This is a genomic window from Massilia genomosp. 1, from assembly GCF_011682185.1.
In the GTDB taxonomy this organism is placed as follows: Bacteria; Pseudomonadota; Gammaproteobacteria; order Burkholderiales; family Burkholderiaceae_D; genus Telluria_A; species Telluria_A rubra.
The window spans coordinates 1-15,414 of the sequence record NZ_WHJF01000135.1 but is presented as its reverse complement, the minus strand read 5'-3'; the positions used below and the strand labels follow the sequence as shown (position 1 = coordinate 15,414).

Sequence of the window (15,414 nt, the reverse complement as noted above, 5' to 3'; positions counted from 1 at the left end):
GACGACGGTACACCTCAATCCCGAAAAAAGTGTCACGGAAGCCGTCACCAAAAAGGAGAAAAATCAAGCACTCAAAAAAGCAGCGTAAAAATCGTATTTAGGCGACAACTAGCTTGCAAATTTCCGCCAGCAGCCACATGGCCTGGTTGCCCTGCGCACCCACCGCCTTGACGCCCGGCCAGCCGATGTCGGCAAGGATGGCTTTGATCTTCGGCTCGTGCTGCGCGTCGAGCGCGATCATCTCGGCCCTGATCGATTCCGAATCGCGTGCGGCGTCCTGGCGCCGCCGCACTTCCTGGTCGCGCTCCACCATCGCCAGCAGTTCTGCCGCGATGTGCGGGTGCGTACCTTGCGGCTGCTGCTGCTGCTGCTGCTGCTGCTGCGCCACCGGCGCTGGGCCAGCCTGACCCGCCGCTTCGCCCGCGCAGACTGCCGATGCGGCCAGCATCATGCCGATTGCAAACATCCATTGACGCATGCTTTCTCCTTCACAGTGGGAGGCCGGCGCGATCGCGAAACGCTTTTCGCCGTGCCGGCGTCACTATACCGCTTTCACGAAACGCGTTTCGCCGCCGCTGCTGCCAGATCGCCCGTTTGCCCCTCACGCACGCTGGCACAGCCCTTGCAATGGATAGAGCAGGACGCGCGGCAGCATCACCTTTCTTCCCCGCGCATCCGGCACAGATGAAAGGGGCCGCCCGTGAACCGTCGCTTGCTTGAATACAGTCCGGTGTTCGACATCTTCACCCATCCCGCGCCGCGCGCGCAGGAGGACGAGGCCGGCCCGCTCTCGGACGACAGCGCCGACCTGGCGCTGGCCGCCGAACTGCTCGAAGCGGCCGTACCGGCCGACCTGCGCCGCGTGCTAAGCCGCGCCATCGCCGGCGCCGGCGTGCTCGGCGCGCGCGTGGCCCGCTCGCCCATGGGCCCCTTGCTGGTCGCCGAACTGCTGCGCGCCGTGCAACCGATCCTGTCTCCGCAGCGCCGCCTTGCGCGTGGCGCCAGCGCAAAAACGGTGAGCATCAACCTCGGTGCGCGCATGTTCGGCCTCGAACTCGAAGGCCTCAGCCCCGAGGACAAGGAATTCATCCTGGCGCGCCAGCTGGTGCGCCTGGCCGACCAAGCCGCGCGCCACGCCGGCCGTGCGGGCGAGCATGGCCACCCATCGCCGCGCTCCGCGCGCGCCGCCGTGCAGGCCGCCGCGCGCCAGGTCGCACCGGGCTTGCTGCCGCATGTGCATGCGCGCCCGGCCACGCAGGGCCGCTGGAGCCGCCAGGCGGGCCGGCTGATTCTTCACGATTGCTGATCCGGACGGATGGTCCATCCGGGCGCTGTGTTGTTTCACTTCGTTGTTTCACCTTGTTGTTTTACTTTGTTCTTTCATTTTTCTAGAGGAGCGCATCATGCATGACATCGACCGCACGACCATGGAATATGGCCAGGAAACCTCCAGCTTCGAGGGCGAACAGTTCGAATTCGGCCAGGGCGAGTGGAGTGGCGAGGCCAGCCTGAACGAACAGCAGGAAGCCGAATTCGCGCAGGAACTGCTGAACGTGAACAGCGAAGCGGAGCTCGACCAGTTCCTGGGCGACTTCATCCGCAAGGTCGGCTCGGCCGCCGGCCGCGTGATCCGCTCGCCGATCGGGCAAGCCGTCGGCGGCGTGCTCAAAGGCGTGGCCAAAAAAGCGCTGCCGCTGGCCGGCGGCGCCATCGGCGGCTACTTCGGCGGCCCGCTGGGCGCCAAGATCGGCAGCGGCCTGGCCTCGGCGGCCGGCGGCGCGCTTGGCCTGGAAGGTGAAATGAGCGGCGAAGACCGCGAGTACGAAGGCGCGCGCCAGTTCGTGCGCCTGGCCGCCGACACGGTGCAGAAGGCGTCGCAGGCGAGCGGCTCGGGCGACCCGCGCGCGATTGCCCAGAATGCGGCCATGGCGGCGGCGCGCCAGCATGCGCCAGGACTGCTCAAACGCGGCGCCTCGGGCGGCTGCGGCAGCTGCGGCGGCGGGGCAGGGCTGGGCGCCAGCGGCATGGCGGCGGGCGGCGGCGTGTCGGCGGGCGGGGGCCGTGGCGCCAGCGGACGCTGGAGCCGCCAGGGCAACAAGATCGTCATCTACGGCGCCTGACCGTCATGAGCCCGTATGCCGCGTCGCTGCTCGAACAGGAGGCGCGCTCCCTGCAAACCAGGCTGGCGCGGGTCCGCCCCTTTGCCCTGATCGAGCCCATGGTGCCGGCCGCCGCGCTGCTGCCGTCGGCCCAGTCGGCGCTCGAGCGCTACCTGGTCACGGGGCGGCGCGAGCTGCAGGCGCTGGTGGCGGCCTTCCAGCACTGGCTGGCCGGCGCGCGCGCGAGCGCCACGGCGGCCGAGGCCCAGCGCCGCTTTACCTTCCTGCGCCTGAAGTTCAACGCTACCCTGACCCAGTTCGACCTGTTCAACGACGTCATCACCCAGCGCAGCGAGCACGAAAACGGGGTGTGGCTGTCGGGCCTGGACGCGGTCGCGGCCGACGCCCTGGCGCTGCCCGGCAACTACTACCGCCTGCCGCCCGTGGTCTGCTACCTGGACCGGGGGCCGGGCGCGGCGATCCGGCGCGCGCGCACCCGCCTGCCGGGCGGCGGCGAGAACCCGGTGGCGGTGGTGCGGGTGCCGCGCGAACGCATGATCGGCAGCGGCATCGCCTCCTCCCTCATCCACGAGGTCGGGCACCAGGGCGCGGCCCTGCTCGACCTGGTCAATTCGCTGCGCCCGCAATTGCAGGCGATGCAGCAAAGCGACGCCGACCAGCGCGAGGTGTGGCAGTGGTGGGAACGCTGGATCTCCGAGATCGTGGCCGACTTCTGGTCGGTGGCGCGGGTCGGCGTGGTCTCGACCCTGGGCCTGATCGGCGTGGTCAGCCTGCCGCGCGTGTTCGTGTTTCGCTTAAGCCCGGACGACCCGCATCCGATTCCGTGGATCCGCGTGATGCTCAGTTGCGCGATGGGGCAGGCCCTGTATCCGCATCCGCAATGGGAGCGCCTGGCCGCGGTGTGGCACGACTACTACCCGAGCGCGACCCTGGCGCCGGAGACGGTCGATCTCTTGGCGCGGCTGCGGCGCTGCATGCCGGCGTTCGTGCGGCTGCTGATCCGGCACCGGCCCCCCGCACTGCGCGGCAAGACCCTGCCCGAGGTGCTCGACGTGGCGTCGCGCCAGCCGGCCGCCCTGTTATCGCTGTACCGGCGCTGGGAGAACGCGCCCGCGCAGATGTACCGCGCCGCGCCATCGCTGGTGTTCGCGGTGCTGGGCCAGGCGCGCGCCGATGGCCTGGTCGGGCCGGAAGACGAAAACGTCCTGCTGGCCAAACTGCTGACGCACTGGGCGCTGCGCAGCACGCTCGACACGAGCTTCCTGTGCGCCTCGCTGGACGCGCGAGCGCCGGCGCCTGCCCGGGCACCTTTGACTTTCCATTGAGGAGAATGACATGAGCAGCAAGAACAATCTGAAGGACGCCCGTAGCGGGTCGCTCGAGGTGACCGTGCATGAGGCCCAGACCGGCGCGCCGGTGTCGAATGGCGCCATCAGCGTGTACCGCCACCCGGCCGGCATCGACAGTTTCGAGGCGGCCCGCTGGACGCCGTCGTGCGACGCCCTGGAATCGAGCGCCGTTACCGGCAGCGCGGGCGAGGCTACGGTGGCCAACCTGGCGCCAGGCAGCTACGTGGTCGTCTACGAGCACTACCCGCTGACCGAGCCGCGCTGCGTGAAGGTCGATGGCGGCTGCCGCGCCGTGGTCTGCTTCCAGCTGGCGCTGGAACTGCGCGCCGAACTGAGTTACCAAACGGTCGATTGCCAGGCCAATACCTGCAGCGTGGCGCGCGTGGCCGACCGGGTGGTGGCGACGATCCATTTTTCCGGCAACCAGTCCGACCTCAAGCCGCATGTGCGGGTGCTGCCCACGCCCGGATGGACCGCACGCGAGGACGATCCGTACGTGCTCTCGCGCGTGGTGCGCCACGCCGGGCCGCAGCAGTTCGAGGCGGTGCTGGCGTTCGAACGCAGGCCCCCGGCGGCCGCGCTGGCGCCCGGCATCAACCTGGCGCCAGTGGGCGCGCCGGCCACGATCGGCATCCGCCAGGGCTTTGTTGCCGACGAGCGCACGCCGAGCCCGATCTCGGGCAATATCGGCGTGTCGATGACGCGCACCGAGACCGAGCCGACCGACGACCTGCCGCTGTGGACCCTGATCCGCAACAGCACCGATGCGATGTCGTTTACGAATTACCTGAACTTCATGGATGCGCTGTTCTGCACCCCGGCCAACCGTACTGCCGCCTTCGACGCAAAAAGCCAGCTGTTCGAGCAGTTGCGCCAGCGCCGCGCGCTGCCCTTCAACGATTCGGAAGCCTACCGCGTGCTCAAGGTGGCGACCGAAGCGTTCGTGATGGTCAACTGCGGGGTCCTGAGCCAACCGAACATGTTCAATCCCGTCGAAGACCAGGCCTACCTCGACCGGCGCGATATTCCGGCCACGCGCGACCTGGAAACCACCTTCAACGCCGACTACCTCGAAACCACGGTGGACGGCACCAAGGTGCTGCCGTACCTGGCGATCATCCGGCGCAAGCTGCCCGACGTGCCGATCCACCTGCTGCGCGGGATCGAGGGCGAAGCCGATATGTGCTTCGGCATCGTCCAGCAAAAGCTGGCCAATCCCTGCCTGCTGGAGCTGATCTGGTCCTACTGGCACGAAGAGGGCATGCTGGTGCAGACCATGAACGCGATCACCCAGCGCTTCCAGAACCTGCGCGCGCCGGGCCGCGACGACCCGCTGGCGAATCTCGAAATCGACCCGCTGCGCCCCCTGAACAACCTGATCTGGGGTTACACGCAGGATGAACAGCATCGCCTCACCGTGGTGCGGCGCAATTACGAGTACGACCACCATTACGGCGTGCGGCTCGACGGCAAGGCAGTCCAGCATTTCCGCCCGGCCGACACGCGCTCGAAATTCCTCGAAGCGTTTCACTACCTGCTGCGCCTGTGCACCGCCTTCTATCGCCAGGACGACGACACCACCGTCAAGGCCGACGCCTTCCCGGTGCTCAATGGCCTCAAGGAGGTGCATCTGATCCTGTCGCAGGGCGCGCACAACCAGTTCGGCGACCTGCCATCGACGGCGCGCATCGAAATGCTGATGCAGCAGTGGATGCTGGCGCGGCCCGAGTTCCGCGAGTTCCTTCCGACCCGCATCATGGTCGCCTATCCCGAACCGTGGATGGACCGGGTCGACGCCATGAAAAAGCTGAAGGGATGGTCCGATACCAGCGTGATGCACTTCCGCAGCCTGGCCATGTTCGGCGAACAGGTGCTGCTGTCGGTGCGCTACGGCGCCTGGAGCGATATCTACGAGCCGACCCAGGCCTTCAACTGGGCGCGCTTCTGGCGTCCGCAGATCCAGGGCTACATCCACGCCTACCGCGCCGCCACCGGGGTCGACCTGACGGTCGATGCGCGCGATCCGAAAGCGGAAGGCACCTTGCCCTCGGTCCTGCTGCGCCGCCGCCTGGAGCAGCAAGCGCGGATGGCGTAGGCCATGCTCGACTTTTCCAGCGCCCTGTATCTCGGCATGCGCCATCCCAGCGCGGACCTGGGCGGCTGGGACGCGCTGACCCTGGGGCGGCCGGCGGCCAGCATGGAGCCGCCCGGCGCCGCGCGGCTGGCGCAAGCGCTGGCGCTGCTGTGCGGCTGCCAGGCGGCGACCCTGCTGCCATCGACCTTGCACCTGTTCTGCGACCTGTTCGACCTGCTGGCGCGGGAACCGCTGGCGATCCTGGTCGATGGCGCCAGCTATCCGGTCGCGCGCACCGGCGCCGAACGGGCGGCCGCGCGCGGCACGCCGCTGACGGTGTTCGCGCCGGCCGATGTGGACGGCGCGCGCAAGCTGGCGCACAGCGCGCGCAAGCAGGGACGGCGCCCATTGATTTTGGCCGACGGCTATTCGCCCGGCGCGCCCGGGCCAGCGCCGCTGGCCGCCTACGCGGCGTTGATGCGCGAGGCGGGTGGCTGGCTGGTGCTCGACGACACCCAGGTGGTCGGCCTGTTCGGCGCCGGCGGCGGCGGTTCGCTGCGCCGGCACGGCGTGCAAGGACCGCACGTGGTGGTCGGCAGTTCGCTCTCGAAAGCGTTCGGCGCGCCGCTGGCGGTGCTGTGCGCCAGCACGGAGCTGGTGCGCCGCTTCGGGCAATCGAGCCAGGCCCGCGTGCATTCGAGTCCGCCGTCGGTGGCGGCGATCCGGGCCGCGCTGGCGGCGCTGCGCCTCAACCGCACGCACGGCGACCAGTTGCGCTCGCGCCTGTGGCGGCGCGTGGACCAGTGGCGCCTTGGGGCGGCCAGGCATGGCATTGCGCTGCATGCGAGTGCGTTTCCGGTCCAGACGCTGGCGCTGCGGCGCGATATCGATGCCGATGCGCTGCACGCCTGCCTGCGCCGCGCCGGCGTCGATGCGGTGCTGCAGCGCGCGGGTGCGCGGGCCACGCTCAGTTTCATCGTCACGGCGCGCCACGCGCCGGACGACATCGAACGCGCACTGGCGCTGCTGGCGGCCTGCCTGCGCGCGCAGGCGACGACGGCCAGGCATACAAGGAGGGAATATGAATACGGAATTTGAGGTGATGGAATTCGAAATGGAACAGGAGCGCGGTGGCCGCCGTAGTGCGCCGGCGCGCGCGCCACGGCCGTCGCCGGGCCGTACCTGGCCGCGCGCGCCGCGCTGGCCGGCCTGGGGCGGCTGGCGCTATCCGGTGCTGGCGCCGTGGCCGGAACCGGCTCCATACGCCATCGAGGATGACGAACCGCAGGACGAACAGCCCACCAGCATCGCGCCCGCCCTGGCCAAGATGGCGGCCGCGCCAAGCTACACATCCTACGGTCCGCTGCGCGACGCGGTGGCGAAGGTGGGAGCGAACCTGGCGGGACTGTACCTGATCGAGTTCGATGGCCCGGCCGGCAAGCGTGCCTACAGCGGCCAGAGCGACAACGTGGGACGCCGCCTGCGCCAGCATCTGCTGTGCGCCACCATGCTCGGCCTCGACGTGGGCAAGCATCGGGTGTTCGTGGCGCCGGCGCCGTCGGCGGCCGCGCGGCGCAAGACCGAACAGGACCTGCATGCGCAGATGGGTGTCAAACCGCGCAAACCCGGCGATGCGCCGGGCGTGCTGACCAACCAGCGCAAGGAACTGGAGGCCGAGTTGCTCGGCGAGTTCTGGGGCTGACTTACTTTAACGTATGCAAACGCTTCATCAACCGAAGGAGATCGTCATGCAAGAATCAGGATGTGGTTGCGCCAAATGCCGCCAGGCGGCCGGCGAACTGGAAGTGCTCGAATTCGAAGCGCCGGGACCCTTCGGGGAGCAGGAAGAAATCGCGCTGGCGATGGAATTGATGTCGGTCGCCAGCGAGGAAGAACTCGAGCAGTTCCTCGGCAAGATGTTCAAGGGGATCTGGAAGGGCGTGAAAAAGGTCGGTTCCTTCATCGGCAAGGTCGCCAAGCCGCTCGGCGGCGTGCTCAAAGGCCTGGCCAAGACCGCGCTGCCGTTCGTGGGCAGCGCGCTGGGCTCCTTCATTCCGATTCCGGGCGTGGGAACGGCGCTCGGCGGCGCGCTCGGTGGCGCCCTGGCCAAGGCGCTGGAGATGGAAACGGCGGGCCTCGACGGCGAAGAGCGCGAGCTGGAAATGGCGCGCCGCTTCGTGCGCATCGCCGGCACCGCCGCGCAGCAGGCCGGCATGGCGGGGCCGGGCATGGACCCGCAGCGCGCCGCGCGCGACGCGGTCGATGCGGCGCTGCGCTGCCACCTGCCGCGCATGCGCCAGCCGGGACTGGCCGGCGGCGCCAGTGGCGCCGACAGCGGCACCTGGCGCCGCCAGGGGCGCGGCCAGATCGTGCTCGACCTATGATCATCGACTGCCACTGCCATGCGGGCGAGGGCGACGGCTTTTCGGGGCCGTGGGACAGCGACGCCGGCCTCGAACGCTACCTGGCGCGGGCGCGCCGGGCCGGCATCGCGCGCACGGTGCTGCTGGCCGCGTTTCACTCCGACTACGCGCAGGCCAACCGCAGCGTGGCGCGCATCGTGGCGGCCGATCCGGGCCGCTTCTACGGCTTCGCGTTCGTACACGCGCAGCGCGACCGCGGGCGGGTGCGCGCGCTGGTGCGGGTGGCCGTCGAGGAGTACGGTTTCGTGGGCATCAAGCTGCACCGGCACGACGCGCGCATCTCGCGCGAGGTGTGCGAAACGGCGCGCTTCTTTCGCCTGCCGGTGCTGTACGACGTGACCGGCGAGGTGGCGGTGGCCGAACTGCTGGCCAGCCAGTTCCCCGACGTGAACTTCATCCTGCCGCACCTGGGCAGCTTTGCCGACGACTGGAGCGCGCAGCTGGCGCTGGTCGATCATTTGGCGCGCCACCGCAATATCTACGCCGACAGCGCCGGCGTGCGCCGTTTCGACCTGCTGGAGATGGCGGTGCGCCGCGCCGGCGCGCACAAGCTGCTGTTCGGCTCCGACGGCCCGTGGCTGCATCCGGGCGTGGAACTGGCCAAGATCGGCATGCTCGGCCTGGCGCCGGACGACGAGGCGCTGGTGCTGGGGCAGAATCTGCTGCGCCTGATCGGGCGTCAGTGACGCATCAGTGTGCCTCGGCCCAGGCCTTGCGCCTGATCTGCAGCGCGCGGTCGGTCACGCCCAGGCGCAGGGCGGCGCGCTGGTTGTTGTCGCCTTCCTGTTCCAGCACCAGCTGGATCGCGATGTCGGCCGCGGCCTGGCTGATGCGCGCCAGGCCGATGCGCAGGTCGATCGCGGCGCGGATCGCACTTTCGAAGCGCACGTCGGGCCAGCTGGCGGGGACGCCGCGCGCGGGCCGCTCGTCGGGCGCCAGGTCGCCGATGGTGATCGGCCCGGGGCCGCTGTGGCGGCACCACAGGCGCGCCACGGTCTGGCGCAGTTCGCGCACATTGCCGGGGTACTCGCGCAGCAGCAGGTATTCGCGCACGGCGTCGTCGAATTCGCAGGCCGCGCCGGGGCCGGCCAGCAGCGCCAGGAAGTGCTGCGCCAGCGGCAGCACGTCGTCGCTGCGTTCGCGCAGGGGCGGGGTGCGGCAGCGCCAGGCGGCGATGCGGTGGAACAGGTCGGCCCGGAAGCGCCCGTTCGCCACCTCCTCTTCCAGGCTGCGGTTGGTGGCGCACACCACCCGGAAGCGCGAGCGCTGCCAGGTGTTGCTGCCAACCCGCTTGTACGTATGCTCTTGCAGCACGCGCAACAGTTGCGCCTGGAGCGGCAAGGGCAGCTCGCCCACTTCGTCGAGGAACAGCACGCCGCCATCGGCCAGCGCAAAAGCGCCGTCGCGCGCATTGGCCGCTCCCGTGAAGGCGCCGCGTTCATGGCCGAACAGTTCGCTGCCGGCCAGTTCGGGCGTGAGCGTGGTGCAGTCGAGCACGACCAGTTCGCCGCGCCCGCCCAGGCGGTGGATCAGTTGGGCGACCTGGTCCTTGCCGGTGCCGGTCTCGCCGGTGACCAGGACCGGCGACTCGGTGAAGGCCGCCACTTCGACCACGCTGTGCACCAGCGCGCGCCAGGCCGGACTGGCGCCGACCAGGGTGGTGCGCACCTCGGGCGAGTCGGCCAGGCGTTGCAGGGCGTCGCGGCGCTCGAGCCGGGCCCGCACGCGGGCGGCGGCGTCGCTGGCGTCGGTCCAGTTGAGCACGTCGAAAGCGCCGGCCTCGAGCAACGCCCACATGTCGGCCGTGGCCGGGGCGCGCGCGCCGACGGCGATGGCCAGCACGCTGGCGCCGGCGGCCAGGCTGCGCACCCGCTCGAGCACGGCGGCATCGATGCCGTCGAGCAGGGCCAGGCCGAAGCCGGATGCGCGCGGGCCGCCGGGATCGAGCTGCAAGCCGGCCTGTTCCAGCGCCGCCGCCACCTTGGCGCACAGGGCGGCGCTGACGTGTTCGAAGGCGTGAATCCAGAGCGGGAGAGGCAGTCGGGCTTGCATGCGCGTCGTTCTCCCGGTCAAAGAAAGTTGCACAGTGTTTGACAAGGCTCAAAGCTTGGTTGAGCCCCGCTTGCTATAAACAACTATACGTGCTTCTTTCTGCACAAACTTTGATCTGGCTCAATACCCATTTTGTTGCGCAGAAGTTCGCAACATGGCATGGAAAATGCAAACTACCAGGCTAGCACGCGCGGGCCGATCAGTGCCCCCAGCATGGCCGGCACCAACATGCCTGACAGGTACCAGACGCCCACAAAGGCTGCGCTTGCTTCCGGGCAATGCAGGCAATACACGGCGGCCGCCGCCGCTCCCGCCCCGAATCCTGCCGCCGCGCCCGCCAGGCGCAAGCGGGTCGGCGCCAGGCCGCGCACCAAGTGCAGCGCGGCGCCGAACAGCGGCAGGGAAATGAGCGCGATCAGCAAAGGGCAGGTGCGCCAGGTGCGGCCCCAGAACAGCTCGGCGCGCAACTCGGGCGCGGCTTGCCACAGAGTCGTTGCACCCAAGCACCAGATCAGCAGCACCGGTGCGCTCAACAGGAACGCCGGCGCGGCGCTGCGCGCGCCCGGGGTCGACAGGCGCTTGAGCGCCAGCGCGCCGGCCGCCGCCAGCGCCACGGAGAAGCCCAGCTTGATCCAGAAAGGCGGCAAGCTGGCCGCCTGGGCCAGATCGGCGCGCAAGCCGAGCCCGGCCAGCACGATGATGCTGCTGACCAGCAAGGCCGCCGCCAGGGGCAGGAGGGTGACCCGCGCGGACGGGCGCTGCACGCGTACATCGGGGCCGCTGGAGAGCATGCCAATCAAGTCATCGGTGTTCATAGCGCATCCTTGAAGAGGGTTGCCAGGGTTTTCAAGCCGCGGTGGACAGCTACCTTGACCGCCGCTTCGGTCATTTGCAAGGCGGCGGCGGCTTCGCGCACCGACAAGCCGTCGAGCTTGGTGTAGATGATCGCTTCGCGCTGCTTGCCGGGCAGGCTGGCCAGCAGCTTGCCCAGGTCGCGCCGCGCTTCTCCCGCATCGGCGTCGGCGCTGGAAAAGAAGGCGTCTTCGTCGGGCAAGGGCTGGTTCATCGCGTCGCGCCGCGCATGGCGGCGCAGCCAGTCGATCAGCTTGTACCTGGCGATCGCCACCATCCATGCCGTCAGTGGCGCCGCGGTATCGTAACTCAAGCGCTGGTTGTGGATCGCCAGCAGCGATTCCTGCACCAGGTCTTCCACTTCATCCGGCCAGGCGCCCAGGCGGCGCCGCAGGAACGCGCGCAGATGCGAGGCGGTCGCCTGCAAAAAGGCGCGGTAGGCCACGCTGTCGCCGTCGAGCCCCTGCAAGAACAGCGCATGCAAGCGTAACTCGGTCCTGTGCAACACGCTTACCTCAGGTATTCGTTCCATCGGTGCCTTCAGTAACAGCGTTTGATAAATAAAAGCAGTTCGCAAAAATTTTTTTGCTGAACTGTAACCAATGCCGGTCTTGCTTCGAATTACCTGTCAGAGTCATTCATCACAGGCAAATCCCATGCAACCGTTTCCCATCACGACCGTGTCGACCGCACCCGCTGCCGCGCCGGCATCATATGCCGCTTATTGCGCGCAAGTCAAAAGGGCCTTGCCCGGCGCCGCGCGGAGTGCGCCATGAGTGCCGATGCGCGCATCATCCATCCGCTCTGGCTGCGCCTGACGCACTGGCTCAATGCGGTGGCCGTGCTGCTGCTGGTGACGAGCGGCTGGCGCATCTATAACGCGACCGCTTTTCTGGGCTTTTCGGTTCCCGCGCACATCACCCTGGGCGGCTGGCTGGGCGGCGCGCTGGCATGGCATTTCGCCGCGATGTGGCTGCTGCTGGCCAACGGCATCCTGTATCTGCTGCTTAACCTGGTGTCGGGCAGGCTGCGGCGCCAGTTCTTTCCTGTGTCGCCGCGCCAGTTGCTGCGCGATATGGGCGCAGCGCTGAAAGGCAAGCTGGCCCATGCCGATCCACGCCGCTACAACAGTGTGCAGCGGCTGGCCTACCTGTTCGTCATGCTCGACAGCATCGTGCTGGTGCTGTCCGGGCTGGTGCTCTGGAAATCGGTGCAGTTCCCCCTGCTGCGCATGCTGACGGGCGGCTACGAAGGCGCGCGCCAGGTCCATTTTTTCGCGATGGCCGGCCTGTGCGGCTTCATCGTCGTGCATGTGGCGATGGTGGCGCTGGTGCCGCGCACGCTGCTGGCCATGCTGCGTGGCCGCTAACTATCGAGGATCGGAAAAACCCGTCATGACACTGTTCACACCACGCGCCATCGCCATGCCCGCCGAGGGCGCCGCCATGCTGGCCGACGCCGTCAAGCGCATCGCCCAGCCTTCGCGCCGGGCCTTCCTGCAGCGCAGCCTGACACTGGGCGGCCTGAGCCTGCTGACCGGCTGCTCCACCAGCGATCAGGACAGCATCGAGCAGGCACTGGCCGGCGTGTCGCGCTGGAACGACCGTGTGCAGGGCCTGCTGTTCGATCCGGCGCGCCTGGCGCCCACTTATCCGGCCAGCATGATCACGCGGCCGTTTCCATTCAATGCCTTTTACGGCGAGGAACAGGTGCGCGAGGTCGATGGCGACGCCTGGCGCCTGGAGCTGAGCGGCATGGTGGCCGAGCGCAAGCCGTGGACACTGGCCCGCCTGCGTGCGCTGCCGCAGCAGGACCAGATCACGCGCCATATCTGCGTGGAAGGCTGGAGCGCCATCGGCAAATGGGGCGGGGTGTCGTTCGGACACTTCCTGCGTCACGTGGGCGCCGACCTGAGCGCGAAATACGTGGGATTTCACTGCGCCGACGACTATTTTACGAGCATCGACATGGCCACGGCCCTGCATCCGCAAACGCTGATGGCGCTCACCTATGACGACCAGCCTTTGCCGCCGCGCTACGGTTTTCCAATGAAGCTGCGCATGCCGACCAAGCTCGGCTACAAGAATCCCAAACACGTGCAAGCCATTGTCGTCACCAATACCCACCCTGGCGGCTACTGGGAAAACCAGGGGTATAACTGGTTTGGCGGCAGTTGACCGAGCATCGATCGCTGTCCCGGACCGCCCGCAAGCAGTATTTTTCTTGTTTCACTCACTCTGAAGGATTTACCATGAAGAACATCACCACCGCCCTGATCGCCGTTTCCCTGACCCTGTCCGGCGCCGTGTTCGCCCAGGACGCCATGAAGAAGGATGAGATGGCCAAGGATGGGATGCACAAGCCAGCCATGCAGAAGGATCACATGGCCAAGGATGGCATGCACAAGGACAGCATGGCCAAGGACGGTATGAAGAAAGATGCGATGGGCAAGGATGCGATGAAAAAAGACGGCATGAAGAAAGATGCGATGGCCAAGGACGAGATGAAAAAAGATGCCATGGCTAAGGATGACATGAAGAAGTAATCGACCTGCCCGGCCTCGGCGCCGGGCGTTTTCATCGGGAGATCGCATGGTCCAAGCCATCGCCATTGCCAGCAGCAGTGCCGCAGTTTCCTATGGCGCTGCGAAAGCGTCGCCGGTCGCCCTGCAAGCGCAATTGCAGCGCTACCAGCAGCAGTTATCCGACTGCGTCAACTGCGCCAGCGCCGACACGCCCAAAGGCAAGTCCGACATTGAAGCCATCGCTGCGCGCATTACGCAGGTGCAGCAGCGCATCGCGCAGGCCGATGGCGCCAACACCACCACGAATGCACCGCTTGCCAGCGTGGCGGCGGGCGGCCGCATCGATGTGTTTGCTTGAATCGGGCTTCTTGCCTGGAGCAAGGCCGCAGCTCAGAGATCGCAGCCGCGTGCTGGCTGCACGCCGCGCGCAAGCCGTACGCCGATGACGGTGCCGGGATCGTCGATGTAGATCGTGGGGGTGCAATGTTCGGCGGCAATTTGCAGGTCGATGCGGTAGCGTTGTCCGGCTTGGGGGATGAAGCTTGCCGCTGCCAGGCATCTCAGTCTGTCTTGATTGTAATAGGCGCCGACGGTCACGCGCGCGCCGGCGGGGATCGGCGCATTTCCGTTGGCGTCGCCCACCAGGCGGTGCCGCTCGCCCTTGGCGCAAATCCATTTGACGATCGTGCCGGAGACGTCCACCAGCGCCGAGGCATCGGCCAGCATGGGGGCCGGATGGTAGAGCGGGGCTTCGCCGCAGCCCACCGCGCCCAGCATGGCCAGGATAACGCTCCACTTCATCAGGACGGATGCGGGCGTCATCGCGGCTTGCCTTTGACCTTGATTTCGAGCCGCGCGATGACTTCCGCAGCCGACAGCAGGCCCGGTGCATTGTCCTGGAAGGGTACGATGTAGGCGTAGGAAAAGGCCCGGCCTCCCACGGTTGAATAGATGGCTTTCTCGCTGCGCCGGTCTTTCAGCGCCGAGGGCAAGTCGTTGTACAGCGCGAAATAGGCTTTTCCTTCGCGCTGGGTGATTTCGGCGCTTCTGTAGAGTACCGAGTTGGCGGCCATATACACGTTCACTCCCAACGGGCCGGTATAGCTGACCTTGATGAGCTTGCCGGGCCCCGCTTCTTCCTCGTAGCCGCCGGCATCCCGGCCCTGATACGTGAGCCAGGTGCGCTCGCGGTAGTCGCTGCAGGCGGCCAGCGTCAGGAGCAGGACGAGAGAAAGCGGTTTGATGAGTTGCATGATGAACTTTCGGTATGTCGCGCTGCGCATGCCTTACCTGACAATGGTGACCGAGACGCTGATCGCCTTGTACCAGCCCTGGCCATTTTTGTTAATGCCGTTCATCCCAGGCAAGCAGGAATACGCCGGCCTGGTGGACGGGACCTCGTGGTTGTCCTGGTCCACGATAATCATCTCGCAACGTTGCGAGTTGCCGCGAGTGTACATGCGGGCGTCGTAGGTCTGGCCCGCCTTGGGCGTGAAGGTGGCGGTGACGGAACAGCCCGAATTGCCGCCCCACAGAACGTGCGAGGCTTCGATGGCGAAGGTGAATTCCTGCTCCGCTGCAATCTGCTTGCGCGGTATTTCATCGACATCCTCCATGGAAATGGCGCTGTTGATGACGTGGCTGGTGCGCGGGGCGCCGCATTCCTGATCCTCGAAAGCGACGGCCCTGCCGATGCGCATGCGCGGGGTGGGGGTTGCGTTTTCCATGTACATGACCAGGGTCGCGGTCGGCTTGCTTGGCGGCGGCACGTACGTGCTGCAGGCCGACAGGACCGCCAGCAGCAAGGGCGCGATGAAAAGGCGGGTGTATGGCATGATGATCCGGACGGGCGGTGCGCCTTCAGGTACTCGACAGGGCGGCACGGAATGAAAAGCGGAAATTTGCAAGCTAGTTGTCGCCTAAATACGATTTTTACGCTGCTTTTTTGAGTGCTTGATTTTTCTCCTTTTTGGTGACGGCTTCCGTGACACTTTTTTCGGGATTGAGGTGTACCGTCGTC

The 15,414-nt window shown here is 67.3% G+C and carries 19 protein-coding genes; 12 read left to right on the top strand and 7 right to left on the bottom strand.

Going from position 1 to position 15,414, the window contains the following annotated elements; genetic code table 11:
* Nucleotides 1–97: 97 nt before the first annotated feature.
* Nucleotides 98–478 carry a hypothetical protein gene (locus F1735_RS29980; RefSeq protein WP_167240330.1) on the bottom strand — a complete coding sequence of 127 codons (381 nt, stop codon included), beginning with the start codon at nucleotides 476–478 and terminating at the stop codon, nucleotides 98–100.
* A 222-nt stretch (nucleotides 479–700) separates the two neighbouring features.
* On the opposite strand from F1735_RS29980, the gene F1735_RS29975 reads away from it, so the two are divergent.
* The 8 genes from F1735_RS29975 (at nucleotide 701) to F1735_RS29940 (ending at nucleotide 8,652) form a co-directional block, all read left to right on the top strand.
* Nucleotides 701–1,306, top strand: a complete 606-nt coding sequence (locus tag F1735_RS29975) for a hypothetical protein (RefSeq protein ID WP_167240329.1) — start codon at nucleotides 701–703, stop codon at nucleotides 1,304–1,306.
* Between the two features lie 97 nt (nucleotides 1,307–1,403).
* Nucleotides 1,404–2,120, top strand: coding sequence for a hypothetical protein (locus tag F1735_RS37585; RefSeq protein WP_167240328.1), 717 nt, complete (start codon nucleotides 1,404–1,406; stop codon nucleotides 2,118–2,120).
* Between the two features lie 5 nt (nucleotides 2,121–2,125).
* Entirely contained in the window at nucleotides 2,126–3,445 is a 1,320-nt protein-coding gene (locus F1735_RS29965) for a hypothetical protein (RefSeq protein ID WP_167240327.1), read from the top strand.
* A 10-nt stretch (nucleotides 3,446–3,455) separates the two neighbouring features.
* Nucleotides 3,456–5,564 carry a carboxypeptidase-like regulatory domain-containing protein gene (locus F1735_RS29960; RefSeq protein WP_167240326.1) on the top strand — a complete coding sequence of 703 codons (2,109 nt, stop codon included), beginning with the start codon at nucleotides 3,456–3,458 and terminating at the stop codon, nucleotides 5,562–5,564.
* 3 nt (nucleotides 5,565–5,567) lie between these two features.
* On the top strand, nucleotides 5,568–6,641 hold the full coding sequence (locus F1735_RS29955) for an aminotransferase class I/II-fold pyridoxal phosphate-dependent enzyme (RefSeq protein WP_167240325.1): 1,074 nt from the start codon (nucleotides 5,568–5,570) through the stop codon (nucleotides 6,639–6,641).
* Complete coding sequence (locus tag F1735_RS29950; RefSeq protein WP_167240324.1) at nucleotides 6,625–7,245, top strand: GIY-YIG nuclease family protein; 621 nt, start codon at nucleotides 6,625–6,627, stop codon at nucleotides 7,243–7,245. Before F1735_RS29955 ends, F1735_RS29950 begins: the two co-directional genes overlap by 17 nt.
* A gap of 46 nt (nucleotides 7,246–7,291) precedes the next feature.
* Entirely contained in the window at nucleotides 7,292–7,927 is a 636-nt protein-coding gene (locus F1735_RS29945) for a hypothetical protein (protein ID WP_167240323.1), read from the top strand.
* A complete protein-coding gene (locus F1735_RS29940; protein WP_166886510.1) occupies nucleotides 7,924–8,652 on the top strand; it encodes an amidohydrolase family protein in 729 nt (242 codons plus the stop codon). Before F1735_RS29945 ends, F1735_RS29940 begins: the two co-directional genes overlap by 4 nt.
* 4 nt (nucleotides 8,653–8,656) lie before the next feature.
* Here F1735_RS29940 and F1735_RS29935 read toward each other — a convergent pair whose 3' ends face one another.
* The 3 genes from F1735_RS29935 to F1735_RS29925 form a co-directional block, all read right to left on the bottom strand.
* On the bottom strand, nucleotides 8,657–10,018 hold the full coding sequence (locus tag F1735_RS29935) for a sigma-54-dependent transcriptional regulator (RefSeq protein ID WP_167240322.1): 1,362 nt from the start codon (nucleotides 10,016–10,018) through the stop codon (nucleotides 8,657–8,659).
* Nucleotides 10,019–10,191: 173 nt separating this feature from the next.
* Nucleotides 10,192–10,833, bottom strand: a complete 642-nt coding sequence (locus tag F1735_RS29930) for an NrsF family protein (RefSeq protein ID WP_167240321.1) — start codon at nucleotides 10,831–10,833, stop codon at nucleotides 10,192–10,194.
* On the bottom strand, nucleotides 10,830–11,402 hold the full coding sequence (locus tag F1735_RS29925) for a sigma-70 family RNA polymerase sigma factor (RefSeq protein ID WP_167240320.1): 573 nt from the start codon (nucleotides 11,400–11,402) through the stop codon (nucleotides 10,830–10,832). Before F1735_RS29925 ends, F1735_RS29930 begins: the two co-directional genes overlap by 4 nt.
* Nucleotides 11,403–11,642: 240 nt before the next feature.
* Between F1735_RS29925 and F1735_RS29920 the strand changes: the two genes are divergently transcribed.
* The 4 genes from F1735_RS29920 to F1735_RS29905 all read left to right on the top strand — a co-directional run bounded on the left by F1735_RS29920 (nucleotide 11,643) and on the right by F1735_RS29905 (nucleotide 13,752).
* Nucleotides 11,643–12,239, top strand: a complete 597-nt coding sequence (locus F1735_RS29920; RefSeq protein WP_167240319.1) for a cytochrome b/b6 domain-containing protein — start codon at nucleotides 11,643–11,645, stop codon at nucleotides 12,237–12,239.
* Between the two features lie 25 nt (nucleotides 12,240–12,264).
* Nucleotides 12,265–13,047 carry a molybdopterin-dependent oxidoreductase gene (locus F1735_RS29915; protein WP_167240318.1) on the top strand — a complete coding sequence of 261 codons (783 nt, stop codon included), beginning with the start codon at nucleotides 12,265–12,267 and terminating at the stop codon, nucleotides 13,045–13,047.
* Between the two features lie 74 nt (nucleotides 13,048–13,121).
* Nucleotides 13,122–13,415 carry a pentapeptide MXKDX repeat protein gene (locus F1735_RS29910; RefSeq protein WP_167240317.1) on the top strand — a complete coding sequence of 98 codons (294 nt, stop codon included), beginning with the start codon at nucleotides 13,122–13,124 and terminating at the stop codon, nucleotides 13,413–13,415.
* A 46-nt stretch (nucleotides 13,416–13,461) separates the two neighbouring features.
* Nucleotides 13,462–13,752: a hypothetical protein gene (locus F1735_RS29905; RefSeq protein WP_167240316.1), complete on the top strand. Its 291-nt coding sequence runs from the start codon at nucleotides 13,462–13,464 to the stop codon at nucleotides 13,750–13,752.
* A gap of 32 nt (nucleotides 13,753–13,784) precedes the next feature.
* Here F1735_RS29905 and F1735_RS29900 read toward each other — a convergent pair whose 3' ends face one another.
* The 3 genes from F1735_RS29900 to F1735_RS29890 are packed head-to-tail and all read right to left on the bottom strand — an operon-like array spanning nucleotide 13,785 to nucleotide 15,229.
* Nucleotides 13,785–14,216: a hypothetical protein gene (locus F1735_RS29900; RefSeq protein ID WP_167240315.1), complete on the bottom strand. Its 432-nt coding sequence runs from the start codon at nucleotides 14,214–14,216 to the stop codon at nucleotides 13,785–13,787.
* Nucleotides 14,213–14,647, bottom strand: coding sequence for a hypothetical protein (locus F1735_RS29895; protein WP_167240314.1), 435 nt, complete (start codon nucleotides 14,645–14,647; stop codon nucleotides 14,213–14,215). The genes F1735_RS29900 and F1735_RS29895 overlap by 4 nt, the downstream gene beginning before the upstream one ends.
* A 33-nt stretch (nucleotides 14,648–14,680) precedes the next feature.
* Entirely contained in the window at nucleotides 14,681–15,229 is a 549-nt protein-coding gene (locus F1735_RS29890) for a hypothetical protein (protein ID WP_167240313.1), read from the bottom strand.
* Between the last annotated feature and the right edge of the window lie 185 nt (nucleotides 15,230–15,414).